The organism is Fusobacterium sp. (assembly GCF_030528405.1).
Classification (GTDB): Bacteria; Fusobacteriota; Fusobacteriia; order Fusobacteriales; family Fusobacteriaceae; genus Fusobacterium.
The window spans coordinates 9,266-28,333 of the sequence record NZ_JAUMYY010000010.1; the positions used below are offsets into that span (position 1 = coordinate 9,266).

Consider the following 19,068-nt stretch of genomic DNA (forward strand, 5'->3'; position numbering starts at 1 on the left):
TGAATAGGAAATTTTATATTGAATAGGAAATTTTAAAATATTTGTAGACTTATCATAACTAATAAGTTATGATTATAATGAAAACTAAAATTTTGAAAGGCATAAATATGGAAAAAATATATTCAGTAAGCGAATTTAATCAAATGGTAAAAACTTATATAGATGACATAGATGATTTTCAAGAGATTTTTATTGAGGGAGAAATATCGAATATAACATATTATAGGAGTGGTCATTTATATTTTTCAATAAAAGATAAGAAAGCACAAATAAAATGTGCTGCTTTTAATTATAGAATAAAAAAAATTCCTGAAGATTTAAAAGAGGGAGATTTAATTAAGCTATTTGGAGATGTAAGCTTTTATGAAGTTAAAGGCGAGTTTCAAATTCTTGTAAGATTTATTGAAAAAAGAAATTCCTTAGGTGAACTGTTTGCGAAATTAGAAAAAATTAAAAAGAAAATGGAAGATGAAGGCTATTTTGATGGACTTCATAAGAAAAAATTGCCTAATTTCCCTAGAAATATAGGAGTGGTAACAGCACTTACAGGTGCAGCCTTACAGGATATAATAAAGACAACTAGGAAGCGATTCAGCTCGATTAATATCTATGTTTATCCAGCAAAGGTACAAGGACTAGGCTCTAAGGAAGAAATAGTAAGAGGAATAGAAGTATTAAATAAAGTTGATGAAATAGATTTAATTATAGCTGGGCGTGGTGGAGGAAGTGTGGAAGACCTATGGAGCTTCAACGAAGAGGAAGTAGCAATGGCATTTTTTAATTCAAAGAAGCCAATAATTTCTGCTGTAGGACATGAAATAGACTTTCTTTTAACTGATTTAGTAGCTGATGCAAGGGCAGCTACTCCAACGCAGGCTATAGAATTATCTATTCCAGATAAAGAGAATCTTATTTTAGACTTAGAAAACAAAGAAAAATATATAGTAAATATACTTAAAACTCGATTAATAAATATGAAGAACAATTTTATTTTGAGAACAAAAAATCATAATTTAAAGAAATTTTTAGAGATTTTTGATAGAAATAGAGAAAAAATTATTGAGAAAGAAGAAAGATTGAAAAAACTTGTACAAAAATGTATGGACGAAAAAAGAAAGAGCTTAGAAAATAAACTAGACAAACTAATTGTATTAAATCCAATTAATACTTTAAAAAGAGGTTACACAGTTAGTGTAGTAAAAGGGAAAAGACTTTCTGATATTGAAGAGGTAAAAATTAATGATGAAATGAAAACCATTGTAAAAGGTGGAAAAATTATAAGTGTAGTTAAGGAGAAAATTTATGAAAAAATTAATAACTAGTCTTTTTATTATTTTAAACCTTATTGCTTATTCAGAAATAAGAGAAATAAAAGTTTTAGAATCAAACAATGAGGAAAAAATAGAAAAGGTAGAGTCAGAAGAAGTTACGAGAATATATGAATATAGGCCTCAAATTTTAAGAGAAATTGATAGACAGATTGCTATTCCTGGAAATAGGGGAAACTTGAAATCACTCTATGCCCAATATGATAGAGAGCTAAATAATTATCTGGAGAGTGCTTCATATAATAGTGAAACAATATTTTTTTTAGCTAATCAATATATGCTTATGAATAATTATGAAAGAGCTAATAAAATATTTTTAATGGGTAACAGGGATTTAAGAAATCTTTTTGGAGCTGCTACAACTTATAGATTTATGGGGAAAAATGAGGAAGCAGTTCAAAAATATAATGAAGCTATATCAATAAATTCATCTTTTCCAGAGAATTATCTAGGAAGAGCTTTGGCAAATAGAAATATGGATAATTACGATTCAGCTATAAATGATTTAAAGAAATATATATCTATGACTTCAGCTGTAGAAGGTTATGCTGCATTAGGAGATGTGTACTTTAAATTAGGAAGAAGTAAAGAAGCTTATAGTATAGTAGCTGAAGGATTAAAAAAATATCCAAACTCTGAACTTTTAAAAACTCTGATGGGAGGAATTTCAAAGAGTGGAGAAAGAAAGTAAAAACTGGTTTTTATGGGGGATTCTATGAAAAATGATTTTTTTACTATTGATGATGATATTTATCCTGAAAGTTTAAAAAATATTTGTGAACCACCTAAAAAGATTTACTACAAAGGAAATATAGATTTACTAAAAAATGAAAGGATGATATCAGTAGTTGGAACGAGAAGAAATAGCTCATATGGTAAGCTATGTTGTGAAATATTGGTAAAAAAACTTATTAAGGCGGATGTTGTTTTAGTAAGTGGTTTTGCTATGGGAATAGATAGTATATGCCATAGAACTTGTATTGAGAACAATGGTAAAACTATAGCTGTTGTGGCAGCTGGTTTAGATGTCATATATCCTGCTACTAATATAAATTTATGGAAAAAAATAGAAGAAAATGGTCTAATTTTAAGCGAGTATGAATATGGAACTAAACCATTTAGAGTTAATTTTCCTAAGAGAAATAGAATAATTGCAGGCTTATCAAGAGCTACTGTTGTAATTGAAAGTAAGGAAAAAGGTGGAAGTTTAATAACTGCTAATATGGCATTGGAAGAGGGAAGAGATATTTTTGCTATTCCAGGGGATATATTTTCAGAAAATGCCAAAGGCTGTAATAGTCTTATCAGAGATAGTAAAGCAAAACTTTTAATTTCAGCAGATGAAATCTTAGAAGAGTATGCTTGGTTAACAGAATATAAATTAAACGTGTTTGAGGAAGACTTTGAAAAATTTTCTAAAATTCAAAAGAATATTTTAAATTTTTTATCAAGTGAAAAAACTTTAGATTGTTTAGTACAGGAATTAAATTTGGATTTAAGTACTATTTTAACTGAAATTATGGATTTGGAAATAAAAGGAGTAATAAAAGGATTGGCGGGAGGAAAATATATAAAATTATTATAGATGTAAAACTTATGTTAAAAACCCTAAATAAGTGGCTTTTACAAGAAATAAAAAAAGAAAAATAAGCTTTTCTTCTAAATATTGAGAAAAAAGTCTAGCATATATGCTAGACTTTTGTTATAATCTTTTTGAAATTTTTAATTGAGAGGTGTTACCATTGTCAAAGAATAAATTGGTTATAGTTGAATCTCCAGCGAAAGCTAAAACAATAGAGAAGATACTAGGAAAATCGTATAGGGTTTTGTCTTCATATGGTCACATAATAGATTTACCAAAAACTAAAATTGGTGTTGATGTAAATAATAATTTTAAGCCTTCATATAATACTATAAAAGGTAAGGGAGCCATAGTTAAACAATTGAAAGATGCAGCAAAAAAAGCTGATAAAATTTTCTTAGCTTCAGACCCAGACAGAGAAGGAGAATCAATTGCATGGCATATAGCAAATGCATTAAAATTAAATCAAGAAGAAAATAATAGAATAGAGTTCAATGAAATTACTGAAAAAGCAATAAAAGAGGCTGTAAAAAGACCTAGAAAAATTAATATAAATAAGGTAAATTCACAACAAGCAAGAAGAATACTAGATAGACTTGTGGGTTATGAAATAAGTCCTTTTCTTTGGAAAATGATATCACCCAATACAAGTGCAGGAAGAGTTCAGTCAGTTGCATTAAAAATAATTTGTGAACTAGAAGATAAAATAAGAGCTTTTGTTCCAGAAAAATATTGGGAAGTAAAAGGTTTATTTGATGATAAATATAATTTAAATCTATATAAAGTAGAGAAGGAAAAAATTGAAAAATTAAAAGATAAGGCTTTATTAGAGAAGGTAAAAAAGACTCAAGATAAAGACTACAAAGTTATTTCATCTAAGATTTTAGCAAAATCTAAAAATCCTCCTTTAGTATTAAAAACAAGTACACTGCAGCAGTTAGCTTCTTCATATTTAGGATTTTCTGCTAGTAAGACTATGTCAGTTGCACAAAAATTATATGAGGGAATTGAAATAAAAGGGGAGCTTAAAGGGCTTATAACATATATGAGAACAGATTCAACAAGAATTTCTGATGAAGCTAAAGAGATGACAAAGGATTATATTTTAAAAAATTTGGGTAAAGAATATTTAGGAACTGATGTAAAGACTAAAAAAAATAATAAGAAAATTCAAGATGCCCATGAAGGAATAAGACCTACAAATATTAACTTAATTCCCGAAGAAATAATGAAATATTTAGATAAAGATCAATTTAAATTGTATAATTTAATATGGCAAAGATTTTTAATTTCACAACTGGCAGCTATGAAATATGAGCAATTTGAGTATATTTTAAATAGAGAAAATATTGAATTTAGAGGAAGTGTAAATAAAATAATTTTTGATGGATATTATAAAATTTTTAAGGAAGAAGAAGACTTAGCGTTAGGTGATTTTCCAGATATTAAAGAGGGAGATATATTTAAATTAACAAAGTTAGATATAAAAGAAGATTACACTAAGCCGCCTTCAAGACTTACAGAATCTTCACTTGTAAAAACTTTAGAAACAGAGGGAATAGGAAGACCTTCAACATATGCAAGTATTATAGATACATTAAAAAAGAGAGAATATGTAAGCCTAAAAAATAAAAGTTTTGTTCCAACTGATATAGGTTATGAGGTAAAATCTAAGCTGGATCAATATTTTCCCAATATAATGAATATAAAGTTTACAGCAAAATTAGAAGATGAATTGGATGAAGTAGATGGTGGAGAAAAAAATTGGTTAGATCTTTTAACAGTTTTTTATAAAGAGCTGCAAACCTTTGAAGAAAAATGTAAGATAGAGTTGAATAAAGAGCTTGAAAGAGTAGTAGAATCCGATGTAAAATCTAAAGAAGGAGATTTCAATCTTATAATGAAGATAGGAAGATTTGGGAAATATCTTGCATCCCCAGATCCAGAGAGCAAAGAAAATATATCTTTAAAAGGAATAACTATACCAATAGAGGATATAAAAAAGGGTAAAATTTTTGTAAAAGAGCAGTTAGACTTATTAAATAAGAAAAAAATAGGTCAAAAAACAGATTTACTTTCTGAAACAGGAAGCAGTTTATTTTTAAAATATGGAAGATTTGGAGCTTATTTAGAGAGTGAAAATTATAAAGAAGATGGAATAAGGAAAACTATACCTAAAGAAATTAAGGATAAGTTAGAAAAAAATCTGATTCTTGAAAAGGATGGGTTACTTTTTATAAAGGAAAGTTTTGAAAAGTTTCAAAAAGAAGAGGAAAGAATTTTAAAACAAGCAGGAAAATGTGAAAAATGCGGTAGACCGTTTAAGGTTGGAAATGGAAGATGGGGGAAATTTTTAGCTTGCACAGGATATCCAGATTGTAAAAACATAAAGAAAATAAAATAGAAGTATATTTAAAATGAATTTGAGGTTGTTGCAAAACTTTATTCAAGATGAAACTGCGACAACCTCTTTTAAAATTTCTAAGATAGAAAGGTAAGGAGTATGAATTATAATAAAGGAGTAATAATTGTAGGAGCAGGTCTTGCTGGCTCTGAAGCAGCTTATCAACTTGCTAAAAGAGGAATAAAAGTTAAACTCTACGAAATGAAAAAGAACAAAAAAACTGATGCACACTCTAAGGATTATTTTGGAGAGTTAGTATGTAGTAATTCTTTGGGTAGCGATAATTTGGATAATGCTTCTGGTCTTATGAAGGAAGAATTGAGAATGCTTGACTCACTGCTTATAAAGTTGGCAGACAAAAATAGAGTTCCAGCAGGTCAAGCTCTTGCAGTTGATAGAGATAGATTTTCAGAAGAAATAACAGAAACTTTAAAAAGTATGAAAAATATTGAAATTATAGAAGAGGAATTTACTGAAATAGGAGAAAAAAATATAGTTCTTATAGCAAGTGGACCTCTGACTTCTGATATACTGTTTGAAAATATTTCTAAGCTTACAGGTGAAGAAAGTTTATATTTTTATGATGCTGCAGCCCCTATAGTAAGTTTTGAAAGTATTAATATGGAAGTGGCTTATCTTCAATCCAGATATGATAAAGGAGAGGGAGAATATATAAACTGCCCTATGAATAAACAAGAGTATCATAATTTTTATAAAGAACTTATTAATGCTGAAAGAGCAGAACTTAAAAAATTTGAAAAAGAAAAATTATTTGATGCCTGTATGCCAATTGAAAAAATAGCAGCAAGTGGCGAGAAAACTATGACTTTTGGACCTTTAAAACCAAAGGGACTTATAAACCCACGAACTGGAAAAATGGATTATGCAGTTGTGCAGTTGAGGCAGGATGATAAGGAGGGGAAATTATATAATATAGTAGGTTTTCAAACTAATTTAAAATTTGGAGAGCAAAAAAGAGTTTTTTCTATGATACCAGGATTAGAAAATGCAGACTTTATAAGATATGGAGTAATGCATAGAAATACATTTATAAATTCTACAAAACTTTTAGATAAGACTTTGAAATTAAAATCAAAAGACAATATATATTTTGCTGGTCAAATAACTGGTGGAGAAGGTTATGTATGTGCTATAGCAACAGGTCTTTATGCTGCAATTAATATCGCTAGAAGGCTTAAGGGAGAAAAAGAATTTATACTAGATGATATTTGTGCCATAGGTTCTATAATAAATTATATAACAGAAGAGAAGAAGAAATTCCAACCTATGGGGCCCAATTTTGGAATTATAAGAAATTTAGAAGAAATAAAAATAAAGGATAAAAAAGAAAAATATAAAAAAATTTCAACACAGGCATTGGCTTATCTAAGCTCTTATTTGACAGAAAATCAAATAAAAAAATAAAAATTGCATTGTAAAAGGCACTATTATATAATATATAAAAAATATAAAGGATAGTTTTATTATGCAAAAATTACTTAAAGACTATATTTATCATTTGGAATTTAAAGAAAATAAAAAATATAATACGATAATATCTGTAAAAAATGATATAGAAAATTTTTTGAATTATTTTTTGCAAAAAAATATAAATGATGTTAGGAGTATTGATTTTTTAATGTTAAAGGAATACTTTTATGAACTAAGAGATTCTGAAGTTTCTATTTCTACATTCAACAGAAGACTGTCTTCTTTGAAAAAATTTTATAAGTATTTAAAAAGTAATGATTTGGTGACTGAAAATATAACTTTACCCTTAGAAAATATAAAAAATAATGAAAAGAAAATAGAGTATTTGACAGATGAAGAAATAAAAAAATTTAGAACTGCTATAGAAGGAAATAATTTTAATGCAATTAGAGATAGATTTTTATTTGAACTTCTTTATTCAACAGGAATAACAGTTTCAGAGTTATTAAGTCTGGGAGAACAAAATTTTCTCATTGAGCAAAGAGAAATACAATTTTTTAAAAATAAAAAAAAGAGATTTTTATTTTTTTCAGAGAACTGTAAATTTGCCTATGAAAAATATTTAAAGATAAAGGAAGACAAGTTTAAAACACAAAATAATAAAAATATTCTTTTTATAAATAACTCAAATCAGAGATTGACTGATAGATCAATAAGAAGAATAATATCAAAATATAAAGAAAAAGCTCAAATAGAAAAAGAATTTAGTACTTATACCATAAGACATACTTTTTGTATAACTATGTTAAAAAATGGTATGCCTAAAGAATATCTTGGAAAATTACTGGATATGAGTGGTATGGAGCAACTCATTGCTTATGAAAAAATTATTAGGAGGGATGTTTTATGACTGAGAAATGTTGTATAGGTTGTGGAATAAAATTACAAAATGAAGATCTCAATTTAGAAGGCTATACTCCTAAAGAAATTAAAAAAAATGAAGATATGTATTGTCAAAGATGCTTTCAATTGAAAAACTATGGGAAATATACTTTGAACAAATTAACGAGAGAAGACTATAGGAAGGAAGTCAATCAGCTTTTAGATAAAATTGACTTAGTTCTTCCAGTTTTTGATATTATTGATTTTGAGGGTTCATTTGATGATGATATACTTGATATTTTGAGAGAAAAAGATTCGATTATTATAATTAACAAATTAGATTTGGTTCCCACAGACAAGCATCCTTCTGAGGTTGCTAATTGGGTTAAAAATAGACTGGCAGAAGAGGGGATTGCTCCTCTTGATATAGCAATAGTCAGTACAAAAAACAATTATGGTATAAACGGAATCTATAAGAAAATTAAATATTTCTATCCCAATGGTGTGAATGGTATGGTAATTGGAGTAACAAATGTAGGCAAGTCAAGTATAATAAACAGACTTGTAGGTAAGAAAATTGCCACTGTTTCAAAGTATCCTGGTACAACACTAAAGAATATCTTAAATATGATACCTTATACAAATATTGGACTATATGATACTCCTGGTTTAATTCCAAAAGGAAGAATATCAGATTTCCTTTGTGATGCATGTGCACAAAAAACTGTTCCAGCTACAGAAATTTCAAGGAAGACTTTTAAAACTAAAAAAGACAGGGTTATAATGCTAGGGAACTTATTACAATTTAAAATATTAAATGAAGAGGATATAAAACCTATATTTACATTATTTTCTTCAAGAGAAGTTCCTTTTCATGAAACTAATATTGAGAAGGCAAGAGAATTAAGTGAAAATAATTTTTTTAATATTCCCTGTGAAAAATGCAGAGAAAAATTTAATGGGCAAAAAAAGAGTAAAAAAATTATAAAAATTAATCAAGGAGAAGAATTAGTTTTTAAAGGCTTAGGTTGGTTATCAGTTAAAAGAGGTCCATTGTTGATTGAATTAACTATGCCAGAAGGAACAGAGTTAATAAATAGAAAAGCTTTTATTGACCCTAGAAGATAGGAAAGGATAGCTATGAAGGCATTAAAAATAAAATTATTTAATTTTTCACTTATACCTGTTTTGCTTTTAGCTGGCTTATTTTTCGTATCCATAGCAAGGAGTAATAATTCAGATATAGATTATGCAAAAGATATGATAAATCAGATAAAACATTTGAGAATTGCCATAGATGAATACTATTTGAAGACAGGAGAATTTCCTGATTTGGCTTTAACAGGAGCTAAAGATGAACTTTCTCTAATAAAAATTGTATTGACTAATAATAAAGAGATTAATTTTAAAGATGTTTATGGTTCAGAGGTTCTAGCAGGCACACCAGAGTTTAAAGGTTTAGAAGCGACGAATAAGGTCAATGAGGTAGATAATTTTAAAGAACCAAGCTTTGATGGGGGTTGGAATTATAATAAGAAAACTGGTGAGATCCATATAAATTTACCTTATAATTTTTTTGACCAAAGTATAGATTGGAATTCATTTTAAATGAAACTACAAATGAAAAATATCAATTTTATAAGATCTTTAATTTGGAGGAAAGATGAATTTATTTAATAAGTTATTTAAAAATAAAGAAAAAATAAAAGAAAAAAATGAAGATACTGAAATAAAAACAGATGAAGTCAAAAAATCTGAAATATCTGAAATAGTTGAAGGAGAAAAAATTTCGGAAAAAGTTAATATTTCTGAAAGATTAACTAAGAGCAAAGAAGGATTTTTTTCAAAGCTAAAAAATATTTTCACTACTAAGTCAAAAATAAGTGATGCTCTTTATGAAGAACTTGAAGACCTGCTTATTCAGTCGGATATAGGTCTTAATATGACTACCAAAATAATAACTAATCTGGAAAAAGAAGTAAAAATTAGAAAAATTTCAGAAAGTGAAGAAGTATACAGTTTATTAAAGGAACTGATGACAGAATTTTTAATTACTGAAAATAATAAAATAGTACTAAAGGATAATGAGTTAAATATAATATTAATTGTTGGTGTTAATGGCGTAGGAAAGACAACTACCATTGGAAAACTTGCTTCAAAGTATAAGAAATTAGGAAAAAGAGTTTTATTAGGAGCTGCTGATACTTTTAGAGCTGCTGCTGTGGAGCAATTAGAGGAATGGGCAAAAAGAGCAGATGTGGACATAGTAAAAGGTAGAGAGGGAAGTGATCCCGCCTCAGTTGTTTTTGATACCCTTGCTAAAGCACAGTCTAGTGGGGCAGATGTAGTTATTATAGACACAGCTGGGAGATTACATAATAAAGCCAATCTTATGAGGGAGCTTGAAAAAATTAATACTATTATAAAGAAAAAAATTGGTGAGAAAAAGTATGAATCCTTGCTTGTTATAGATGGAACAACGGGACAAAATGGTTTAAATCAAGCTAAAGAATTTAATGAAGTTACTGAGCTGACAGGTTTTATTGTGACGAAATTAGATGGAACTGCTAAAGGTGGTATTGTTTTTGCAGTTTCAGAAGAATTGAAAAAACCAATAAAATTTATTGGACTAGGTGAGAAAATTAATGATTTGATAGAATTTGATGCTAAAGATTTTATAAAAGCCATTTTTGATAATTAATATTAAAAATATGTTAAGTGTAACTTAATTTTTTGAAAGTGAGATAATTAAAAAAATCTTACTTTTTTTATTATATAAAAAAGACTACAAAGTTAATAAAGAATATATAAGATAAAATTAAAAAATATTTAAAAAATAGAAATATTATTAAGAATAAATATTGCAATTCGACATAAATAGTGTTAATATATACTTAATGAAGTTTAAAATTTTTATTATAAAATATAGGAAGTGAGGAGTGGTTTTTAAAATGAGTTTTTTAGGTCAAATTAGAAAAAAAGCAATGCAAGCTAATAGAAGAATAGTCCTTCCAGAAGCAAATGATGCAAGAGTTATACAGGCAACAGCCGAAATCATAAAACAGGAACTAGCTCAACCAATTCTTGTTGGAAACCCAGAAGCAATAGCAACAAGTGCTAGAGCCTATGAGGTATCTTTAACTGGAGCAAGAATAGTAGACCCTTATAATTTTGAAAGAATGGATGACTATGTGGAAAAACTTGTAGAAATAAGATCTAAAAAGGGTATGACTCGTGAAGAGGCAAAAAAAATATTACAAACAGATCCTAATTTTTTTGGGGCTATGTTAGTAAAAATGGGAGATGCTGATGGAATGGTATCTGGTTCAGCTTCACCTACAGCAAATGTATTAAGAGCAGGAATACAAGTTATAGGAACAATTCCAGGAGTGAAAACAGTATCTTCAGTTTTTATAATGGAATTATCACAATTTAAAGAATTATTTGGAAGTATTCTTGTTTTTGGTGATTGTTCAGTAATTCCTCTACCAACTGCAGAACAACTAGCTGATATTGCAACATCAGCTTCAGAAACTGCAAGAAAAATAGCAGGTATTAATCCAAGAGTAGCATTAATGACATTCTCTACGAAGGGATCAGCGAAACACGAATGTGTAGATAGAGTTAAAGAAGCAGGAGAAATTTTAAGAGCTAGAAATGTTCAATTCAGATTTGATGATGAACTACAGGCAGATGCAGCCTTAGTAAAATCTATAGGTGAAATAAAAGCACCTTTATCTGATGTTTCAGGAAATGCAAATGTTTTGATATTCCCTACTTTATCTGCTGGTAATATAGGCTATAAACTAGTGGAAAGATTAGCGGGAGCAAAAGCATTTGGACCTATTATACAAGGGTTAGCAGCTCCAATAAATGACTTATCAAGAGGTTGTTCAGTTGAAGATATAGTAGTTTTAACTGCAATTACATCTGCACAAGCATGTACAGATTGCAACTTCTAATTAGAATAATTTAGAAATATTATGCTAAGATAAATACTATAAAAAATTTATGGAGGATTAAAATGAAAATTTTAGTAATTAACTGTGGAAGTTCATCTTTAAAATATCAATTAGTTAACCCAGAAAGTGGAGAGGTATTTGCCAAAGGTATTTGCGAAAGAATAGGTATAGATGGCTCTAAAATGGAATATGAAGTTGTAGCAAGAGATTTTGAAAAGAAAATAGAATTTCCTATGCCTAGTCATAAAGAAGCTTTGGAATTAGTTATCTCTCATTTAACAGATAAGGAAATAGGTGTTATTTCTTCAGTAAATGAAGTTGATGCTATCGGACATAGGGTTGTTCATGGTGGAGAAGAATTTGCTAAATCTGTATTACTTGATGAAGAAGTTTTAAAAGCAATAGAGTCTAACAATGATTTAGCACCATTACATAACCCAGCAAATTTAATGGGAATTAGGACTTGTATGGAGCTTATGCCAGGAAAGAAAAATGTAGGAGTTTTTGACACTGCTTTTCATCAGACAATGCCTGCGGAAGCTTTTATGTATGCTTTGCCTTATGAAGATTATAAGGAGTTAAAAGTTAGAAAATATGGTTTTCATGGGACATCACACCTATTTGTTTCAGAAAAAATGAGAGAAATTATGGGAAATCCAGAGCAATCTAAAATTATAGTTTGCCATTTAGGAAATGGAGCTTCAATTTCAGCTGTAAAGGATGGAAAATCTATAGATACTTCTATGGGCTTAACTCCATTACAAGGACTAATGATGGGAACTAGATGTGGAGATATAGATCCAGCAGCTGTTTTATTTATAAAAAATAAAAGAAACTTAACAGATGATGAGATGGATGCAAGACTTAATAAGAAATCTGGAATTTTAGGACTATTTGGAAAATCTTCAGATTGTAGAGATTTAGAAATGGCTGCAGAAGCTGGAGATGAAAGAGCAATACTTGCTGAAAAGGTTTTTAACTATAAAATAAAATCATATATAGGTGCTTATGCTGCTGTGATGGGAGGAGTGGATGCTATTTGCTTCACTGGTGGTATAGGAGAAAATTCAGCAACTGTTAGGGAAAAAGTTTTAGAAGGTTTAGACTTTTTAGGAATTAAACTTAATAAAGAAGTTAATTCTGTCAGAAAAAAAGGTGATGTAAAACTTTCTACAGATGATTCAAAAGTTCTAGTATATAAAATACCTACAAATGAAGAGTTAGTAATAGCTAGAGATACTTATAGATTAGTAAAATAAATAGATTAAAAATTAAATGTAATTAAAAATTGTGATTTAGAAATTAAACGCTTTAAATTCTAAATAAGGAGGAAACGACATGGCTAAAAAAATGCAAACAATGGATGGGAACCAAGCTGCTGCATATGCAGCATATGCTTTTACTGAAGTGGCTGGGATTTACCCAATAACACCATCTTCGCCGATGGCTGAATATACTGACGAATGGGCATCAAGAGGAATGAAAAATATGTTCGGAGTGCCAGTAAAATTAGTTGAAATGCAATCAGAAGGAGGAGCAGCAGGAACTGTGCATGGTTCCTTACAAGCTGGAGCTTTAACTACAACTTATACTGCATCTCAAGGTTTACTTTTAAAAATCCCTAATATGTATAAAATAGCTGGAGAATTACTACCAGGTGTTATACATGTATCTGCAAGATCGATATCAGCACAAGCCTTATCAATATTTGGAGATCACCAAGATATTTATGCTGCAAGACAAACTGGTTTTGCAATGTTAGGAACAAATTCTGTTCAAGAGGTTATGGATTTAGCAGGAGTTGCTCACTTGGCAGCGGTAAAATCTAGAGTTCCTTTCTTACATTTTTTTGATGGATTTAGAACATCACATGAAATTCAAAAAGTTGAAGTAATGGAATACGATGATTTAAAGAAATTATTGGATATGGAAGCAGTTCAAGCCTTTAGAGAAAGAGCTTTGAACCCTGAGCATCCTGTTACAAGAGGAACAGCTCAAAATGATGATATATATTTCCAAACAAGAGAGGTACAAAATAAATTTTATGATGCTGTACCTGACATAGTTGCTGACTATATGAAGGAAATTACAAAAATAACAGGTAGAGAATATAAGCCATTTAATTACTATGGAGCAGCTGATGCTGAAAATATAATAATAGCTATGGGCTCTGTATGTGAAACTACACAAGAAGTTATTGACTATTTAGTAGAAAAAGGAGAAAAAGTTGGATTAATTTCTGTTCATCTATATAGACCTTTTTCAGAAAAATACTTCTTTGATGTATTTCCTAAAACAGTAAAAAGAATTGCAGTTTTAGATAGAACAAAAGAACCTGGAGCATTAGGAGAACCTTTACTATTGGATGTAAAATCTCTATTTTATGGTAAGGATAATACTCCTTTAATAATTGGTGGAAGATATGGTTTATCTTCTAAAGACACTACTCCAGCTCAAATTTTAGCTGTCTATGAAAATTTAAAGAAAGATACACCAAAAGATGTATTTACAGTTGGAATTATAGATGATGTTACTTTTACATCATTGGAGGTAGGAGAGCCTATAGCACTATCTGATCCTTCAACAAAGGCATGTTTATTCTATGGTTTAGGAGCAGATGGAACAGTTGGGGCTAATAAAAACTCAATAAAAATTATCGGGGATAAAACAGATTTATATGCACAAGGATATTTTGCTTATGACTCAAAAAAATCAGGTGGTGTTACTAGATCACATTTAAGATTTGGTAAAAAACCAATAAGATCTACTTATCTTGTTTCAAGACCAACATTTGTTGCATGTTCAGTGCCAGCTTATCTACACCAATATGATATGACATCTGGTATACAAGAGGGAGGAAAGTTTCTACTTAACTGTGTATGGTCTAAGGAAGAAGCACTAGAAAATATTCCAAATAATATAAAAAGAGATTTAGCAAAAAATAAGGCTAGATTATTTATATTAAATGCAACTAAACTTGCTCATGAAATTGGTTTAGGACAAAGAACAAATACAATAATGCAAGCAGCTTTCTTTAAATTAGCAGATATTATTCCTTTTGAAGAAGCACAACAATATATGAAAGACTATGCTAAAAAATCATATGCAAAAAAAGGTGATGATATAGTAAAACTTAATTATGATGCTATAGATAGAGGGGCAAATGAGGTAATAGAAATTGAAGTAGATCCTAATTGGGTCAATCTAGAAGTTGAAGAGCCAAAAGTAAAAGAAATTTCTTGTGGTTCTGGTTGTGGATGTACAGCTCCTAAATTAGGTGCAAAAGCAGACACAGATTTTGTTAAAAATATAGCAAGACCTATGTCAGCAATAAAAGGTGATCTTTTACCTGTATCAGCATTTTTAGGTTATGAAGATGGTACTTTTGAAAATGGTACTTCTGCATTTGAAAAAAGAGGAGTTGCTGTTGAGGTTCCTATATGGGATGTGGATAAATGTATACAATGTAACCAATGTGCTTATGTATGTCCACATGCAGTTATAAGACCATTCTTAATAAATGAGGATGAATTAAAGGCTGCACCAAATGAACTTGCAACTAAAAAAGCAATAGGAAAAGGATTAGATGGTTTAGCATATAGAATACAAGTTTCTACACTTGACTGTGTTGGTTGTGGATCTTGTGCACATGTTTGTCCAGCACCAGGAAAGGCATTAACAATGCAACCAATTGCGAACTCATTAGATGCAAAAGAACAAGAAAACGCAGATTATCTATTTAATCACGTGGAATATAGAAGTGATTTAATGCCACTTGATACTGTAAAAGGTTCTCAATTTGCACAACCTCTATTTGAATTTCACGGAGCATGTCCAGGTTGTGGAGAAACTCCATATTTAAAATTGTTAACTCAATTGTTTGGTGATAGAATGATGATAGCAAATGCTACTGGATGTTCATCTATTTATTCTGGTTCTGCACCTTCAACACCATATACAACTAACTCATGTGGTGAAGGACCATCTTGGGGCTCATCTCTATTCGAAGACAATGCTGAATATGGATTTGGTATGCATATAGGTGTGGAAGCTTTAAGAGATAGAATACAAACAATTATGGAAAACAATATGGATAAAGTTGATGAAGATTTAAAAACTTTATTCAAAGATTGGATAGAAAATAGAAGATTTGCAGCAAGAACAAGAGAAATCAGAGATATCCTTGTGCCAAAATTAGAATCACTAGAAACTGATTTTGCAAAAGAAATTCTTGAATTTAAACAATACCTAATTAAGAAATCTCAATGGATTATAGGTGGAGATGGTTGGGCATACGATATTGGTTATGGAGGACTTGATCATGTAATGGCATCAAATGAAGATGTAAATATTTTAGTAATGGATACTGAAGTGTATTCAAATACTGGAGGACAAGCATCTAAAGCTACTCCAACGGGTGCAGTTGCAAAATTTGCCGCAGCAGGAAAGGCTGTTAAGAAAAAAGATTTGGCAGCTATAGCTATGTCTTATGGACATATATATGTAGCACAAGTATCAATGGGTGCAAATCAACAACAATACCTAAATGCAATTAAGGAAGCTGAAGCTCATCAAGGACCATCAATTATAATTGCATATTCACCATGTATAAACCATGGAATTAAAAAAGGTATGTCACAATCACAAACAGAAATGAAATTAGCTACTGAATGTGGATATTGGCCAATATTTAGATATAATCCATCACTTGAAAAATTAGGTAAAAATCCATTGAAGATAGATTCAAGAGAACCTAAATGGGAAAAATATGAAGAATATTTATTAGGTGAAGTGAGATTCCAAACGCTTACTAAATCTAATCCTGAAGAAGCAAAACTTTTATTTGAATTAAATAAGAGGGAGGCTCAAAAGAGATGGAGACAGTATAAGAGATTAGCTGCTCTTGACTATGCGGAAGAAAAAGAAGAAGTAAGTGAATAATTCTATAAAAATTAAATAAAAAATTTTAACTAAAGTGAAAGATAAAATTCTTCACTTTAGTTTTTTTTTGCTTGCTATCTAAAGAAAAAAAGTATATAATAGAACAAAAATATATTAAATATATTATATATATAATTTAGAGGTGAAAAGTGAAAAAAATATTTTTAATAACTTTTTTAAGTTTAGCTAGTTTCATTTTTCCAGCTTCCTTTAATGAAGAGGAAAAAGTTATTTTAAAGCCATGGGAGTATAAAACACTTTTAGAAGTATTTAAGTAAAAGGGAGTGAGGACTATGAAACAAAAAGATAAAGTCTTTATAAAATGTAAAGAAGCATTAAAAATAATAGATGATATTTTGATACAACCAGAAAAAAATATACTAAAAAAGATATTATAAATATGAACTATGATATTGGGAAAAATGCTCTTTTGAATATAAAAAAAGAAATTATTAAAATGTCAGAGATTTTAGATAGCAATAAATATAAACCAATATATGGAAGATTTTTACTTGATTTTCCTCAAACGAAATTAGTTGCTTATTTATTAGAAGTTGCATATTTCTATAATGAAAATGTGTAGCAGAAAGAAATATAGGTCTACAAGTAGATGGAACAACAACAAGAGGATTAGAAATAGATAAAGCATTAGGGAATAACTTAGGAACAACCTTTAAAACATTTGATAATTTAAATAAAGATTTAGGGCAATTAATAACTTTACAGAATACGAATTAAATAAAGTAGAATTGAGTAATCAGAATATAGATACTCGTGTATTACGGCTTATAATTAATAACCAAATTTTAAATTATAACCAAATGGAAAATTTAAAAAAATTATCTGAAAATGCAAATAAAATGAATATTAAAATTGAAACTATTATATTAAAATAAGAAAACAGGAGGAATATAAAATGTTGTTATCAGTAGAAATATATAAAGAAAAAAAAGAAGAAAACTTTAGAATGGTAATACTTCCAACAGGAAGAAACAAAATAGGGCTTAGAAAAATAAAAGATTATGGTACTATATCATATTTAAATAAAAAAGATAGTAAAAAAATAGGAGAGTTAATATTATGGGCATTAAATGAATGTGATGAAGAAATAATTGAAAATGAAACAAATATAAAATGGGGAAAACAATATTTTAATCTAAATTCGAATACAAAGGTAGTATCAGAATACAATAAGATTGGATTTGAACACTATGATAATAAATACGAATTAAGTCTTAGTATGAAAGATGGCTATGGATACTCTCCTTTTAAAGATAAAGAAGGGAATGAATGTAAATGTATATTTAAAGAAAAACCTAGTGCAGAAGAATTAGGGAAAAAAGTAATGGAAATGTTTGAGTTTAAAGAAAACTATGATAACAGTAATAAATAAAAATAAATTTTTTATAGATAGCCTAAGTTAAGACTTGGGCTATTTGTTAAGGGATTTATCGAAAAAACAGTATTTGAAGAATTTTCACATATACTAGGTGGAATAGCAGGCAGACAGGATAAAGAAGTAGCAAAGAAAACAAATGAAATAAAAATTATTCTAGAAATAGTATAAATAATTAGTAGAAGTAATAAATATAACTTGAAATAAATATGATATAATTTATATAAAAAAATTCTTTGATTTAGATATTTTAATGTGAGGCTGACTATGAGAGATAAAGAAAAACAAAATATAGAATGGAAAGAGAGTTGGAAAGAAGAATATTTGAAGTGGATTTGTGGTTTTGCCAATGTAAGAGAGATGTTCTTGGAATAATTGTTGATGTAAATTTGTATTCTGAAGAAGAGAAAGATTATCTTGAGATAGTAATTCTACCTAGGTAACTTGGGACAGTATGCCTCTTGACAATCTTCTTGTTGATGATTTTTGGAGAGATAGTTTTGAGATTTTTAGAAAACAGGCTATTTTAAGTAAAAGAATGGATGAAAAAGATTTAAATATTACAAATGAGTAACTTTTAGATAGCTTAGGATTTATAAAAGATGGAAAAATTTTAAGAGCTGGCATGATGTTATTTTATAAAAATCTTGAAAAGTGGATTAATGGAGCGTAATCCTTCAAGTATATGCATAGAATAGAAGGAGGTTTTTACTTCCTTTTTTAAATTATAAAAAAAGTTGGCTTTTCTTGTTTTATTAGGTTCTTTTATGCTATAATTATATAATAAAATTTTTTTGAAAATTTATAAATCAAAAGGAGAAAAAATTGGGGAGAATTATATTTTTCACAGGCGGTGCAAGAAGTGGAAAAAGTAAATTTGCAGAAGAATATATAGAAGAAAATAGCTATGAGAATAAAATTTATTTTGCCACAGCAATTCCATTTGATAGTGAAATGAAAGATAGAATAAAAAAACATATTGCTAGAAGAGATAAAACTTGGAAAACTATGGAAGCTTATAGAGGTATTTTGGATGTATTAAAAAAAGCTTCTCCTAAGAACTATCAAGTCATACTCTTTGACTGCATTACTAATTTTGTTTCAAATTTTATGATAATGGATAGGGAAATAGATTGGGATGT

At 28.9% G+C, this 19,068-nt stretch carries 16 protein-coding genes; all 16 read left to right on the top strand.

All coding sequences use genetic code 11. The features are described from left to right. Window positions 1-107 precede the first annotated feature (107 nt). On the top strand, window positions 108-1,322 hold the full coding sequence (gene xseA, locus Q4A58_RS02770; RefSeq protein ID WP_303116421.1) for an exodeoxyribonuclease VII large subunit: 1,215 nt from the start codon (window positions 108-110) through the stop codon (window positions 1,320-1,322). Further along, window positions 1,303-2,019 (top strand): tetratricopeptide repeat protein, encoded by a 717-nt coding sequence (locus tag Q4A58_RS02775; protein ID WP_303116423.1) that lies wholly within the window; start codon window positions 1,303-1,305, stop codon window positions 2,017-2,019. The genes xseA and Q4A58_RS02775 overlap by 20 nt, the downstream gene beginning before the upstream one ends. Before the next feature lie 24 nt (window positions 2,020-2,043). Then, on the top strand, window positions 2,044-2,913 hold the full coding sequence (gene dprA / locus Q4A58_RS02780; RefSeq protein ID WP_303116424.1) for a DNA-processing protein DprA: 870 nt from the start codon (window positions 2,044-2,046) through the stop codon (window positions 2,911-2,913). Between the two features lie 157 nt (window positions 2,914-3,070). Continuing rightward, window positions 3,071-5,314, top strand: coding sequence for a type I DNA topoisomerase (topA, locus tag Q4A58_RS02785; protein ID WP_303116425.1), 2,244 nt, complete (start codon window positions 3,071-3,073; stop codon window positions 5,312-5,314). Between the two features lie 99 nt (window positions 5,315-5,413). After that, complete coding sequence (gene trmFO / locus Q4A58_RS02790) at window positions 5,414-6,739, top strand: methylenetetrahydrofolate--tRNA-(uracil(54)-C(5))-methyltransferase (FADH(2)-oxidizing) TrmFO (RefSeq protein ID WP_303116426.1); 1,326 nt, start codon at window positions 5,414-5,416, stop codon at window positions 6,737-6,739. Window positions 6,740-6,800: 61 nt separating this feature from the next. Next, window positions 6,801-7,655, top strand: coding sequence for a tyrosine-type recombinase/integrase (locus Q4A58_RS02795; protein WP_303116428.1), 855 nt, complete (start codon window positions 6,801-6,803; stop codon window positions 7,653-7,655). After that, on the top strand, window positions 7,652-8,755 hold the full coding sequence (gene yqeH, locus Q4A58_RS02800) for a ribosome biogenesis GTPase YqeH (protein ID WP_303116429.1): 1,104 nt from the start codon (window positions 7,652-7,654) through the stop codon (window positions 8,753-8,755). The genes Q4A58_RS02795 and yqeH overlap by 4 nt, the downstream gene beginning before the upstream one ends. A 12-nt stretch (window positions 8,756-8,767) precedes the next feature. Continuing rightward, complete coding sequence (locus tag Q4A58_RS02805) at window positions 8,768-9,235, top strand: hypothetical protein (RefSeq protein WP_303116430.1); 468 nt, start codon at window positions 8,768-8,770, stop codon at window positions 9,233-9,235. Between the two features lie 55 nt (window positions 9,236-9,290). Beyond that, window positions 9,291-10,328, top strand: coding sequence for a signal recognition particle-docking protein FtsY (ftsY, locus tag Q4A58_RS02810; RefSeq protein ID WP_303116432.1), 1,038 nt, complete (start codon window positions 9,291-9,293; stop codon window positions 10,326-10,328). 250 nt (window positions 10,329-10,578) lie between these two features. Next, window positions 10,579-11,589: a phosphate acetyltransferase gene (gene pta / locus Q4A58_RS02815; RefSeq protein WP_303116433.1), complete on the top strand. Its 1,011-nt coding sequence runs from the start codon at window positions 10,579-10,581 to the stop codon at window positions 11,587-11,589. A 62-nt stretch (window positions 11,590-11,651) separates the two neighbouring features. Next, entirely contained in the window at window positions 11,652-12,848 is a 1,197-nt protein-coding gene (locus Q4A58_RS02820) for an acetate/propionate family kinase (RefSeq protein WP_303116434.1), read from the top strand. A 79-nt stretch (window positions 12,849-12,927) separates the two neighbouring features. Further along, complete coding sequence (nifJ, locus tag Q4A58_RS02825; RefSeq protein ID WP_303116436.1) at window positions 12,928-16,530, top strand: pyruvate:ferredoxin (flavodoxin) oxidoreductase; 3,603 nt, start codon at window positions 12,928-12,930, stop codon at window positions 16,528-16,530. 149 nt (window positions 16,531-16,679) lie between these two features. Beyond that, the gene (locus tag Q4A58_RS02830; protein ID WP_303116437.1) at window positions 16,680-16,808 is read left to right on the top strand and encodes a hypothetical protein; all 129 of its coding nucleotides are present in this window, start codon (window positions 16,680-16,682) and stop codon (window positions 16,806-16,808) included. A gap of 122 nt (window positions 16,809-16,930) precedes the next feature. Continuing rightward, the gene (locus tag Q4A58_RS02835; protein ID WP_303116439.1) at window positions 16,931-17,113 is read left to right on the top strand and encodes a hypothetical protein; all 183 of its coding nucleotides are present in this window, start codon (window positions 16,931-16,933) and stop codon (window positions 17,111-17,113) included. Between the two features lie 333 nt (window positions 17,114-17,446). Further along, entirely contained in the window at window positions 17,447-17,923 is a 477-nt protein-coding gene (locus Q4A58_RS02840; RefSeq protein WP_303116440.1) for an osmolarity sensor protein EnvZ, read from the top strand. An 828-nt stretch (window positions 17,924-18,751) separates the two neighbouring features. Beyond that, window positions 18,752-19,068 (top strand): bifunctional adenosylcobinamide kinase/adenosylcobinamide-phosphate guanylyltransferase (locus Q4A58_RS02845; protein WP_303116442.1); only part of this gene is annotated, 317 nt, incomplete at its 3' end.

Coding starts and splice junctions, on each gene's coding strand:
- xseA (WP_303116421.1), top strand. CDS start 108: ATGGAAAAAATATATTCAGTAAGCGAATTTAATCAAATGGTAAAAACT.
- Q4A58_RS02775 (WP_303116423.1), top strand. CDS start 1,303: ATGAAAAAATTAATAACTAGTCTTTTTATTATTTTAAACCTTATTGCT.
- dprA (WP_303116424.1), top strand. CDS start 2,044: ATGAAAAATGATTTTTTTACTATTGATGATGATATTTATCCTGAAAGT.
- trmFO (WP_303116426.1), top strand. CDS start 5,414: ATGAATTATAATAAAGGAGTAATAATTGTAGGAGCAGGTCTTGCTGGC.
- Q4A58_RS02795 (WP_303116428.1), top strand. CDS start 6,801: ATGCAAAAATTACTTAAAGACTATATTTATCATTTGGAATTTAAAGAA.
- yqeH (WP_303116429.1), top strand. CDS start 7,652: ATGACTGAGAAATGTTGTATAGGTTGTGGAATAAAATTACAAAATGAA.
- Q4A58_RS02805 (WP_303116430.1), top strand. CDS start 8,768: ATGAAGGCATTAAAAATAAAATTATTTAATTTTTCACTTATACCTGTT.
- ftsY (WP_303116432.1), top strand. CDS start 9,291: ATGAATTTATTTAATAAGTTATTTAAAAATAAAGAAAAAATAAAAGAA.
- pta (WP_303116433.1), top strand. CDS start 10,579: ATGAGTTTTTTAGGTCAAATTAGAAAAAAAGCAATGCAAGCTAATAGA.
- Q4A58_RS02820 (WP_303116434.1), top strand. CDS start 11,652: ATGAAAATTTTAGTAATTAACTGTGGAAGTTCATCTTTAAAATATCAA.
- nifJ (WP_303116436.1), top strand. CDS start 12,928: ATGGCTAAAAAAATGCAAACAATGGATGGGAACCAAGCTGCTGCATAT.
- Q4A58_RS02835 (WP_303116439.1), top strand. CDS start 16,931: ATGAACTATGATATTGGGAAAAATGCTCTTTTGAATATAAAAAAAGAA.
- Q4A58_RS02840 (WP_303116440.1), top strand. CDS start 17,447: ATGTTGTTATCAGTAGAAATATATAAAGAAAAAAAAGAAGAAAACTTT.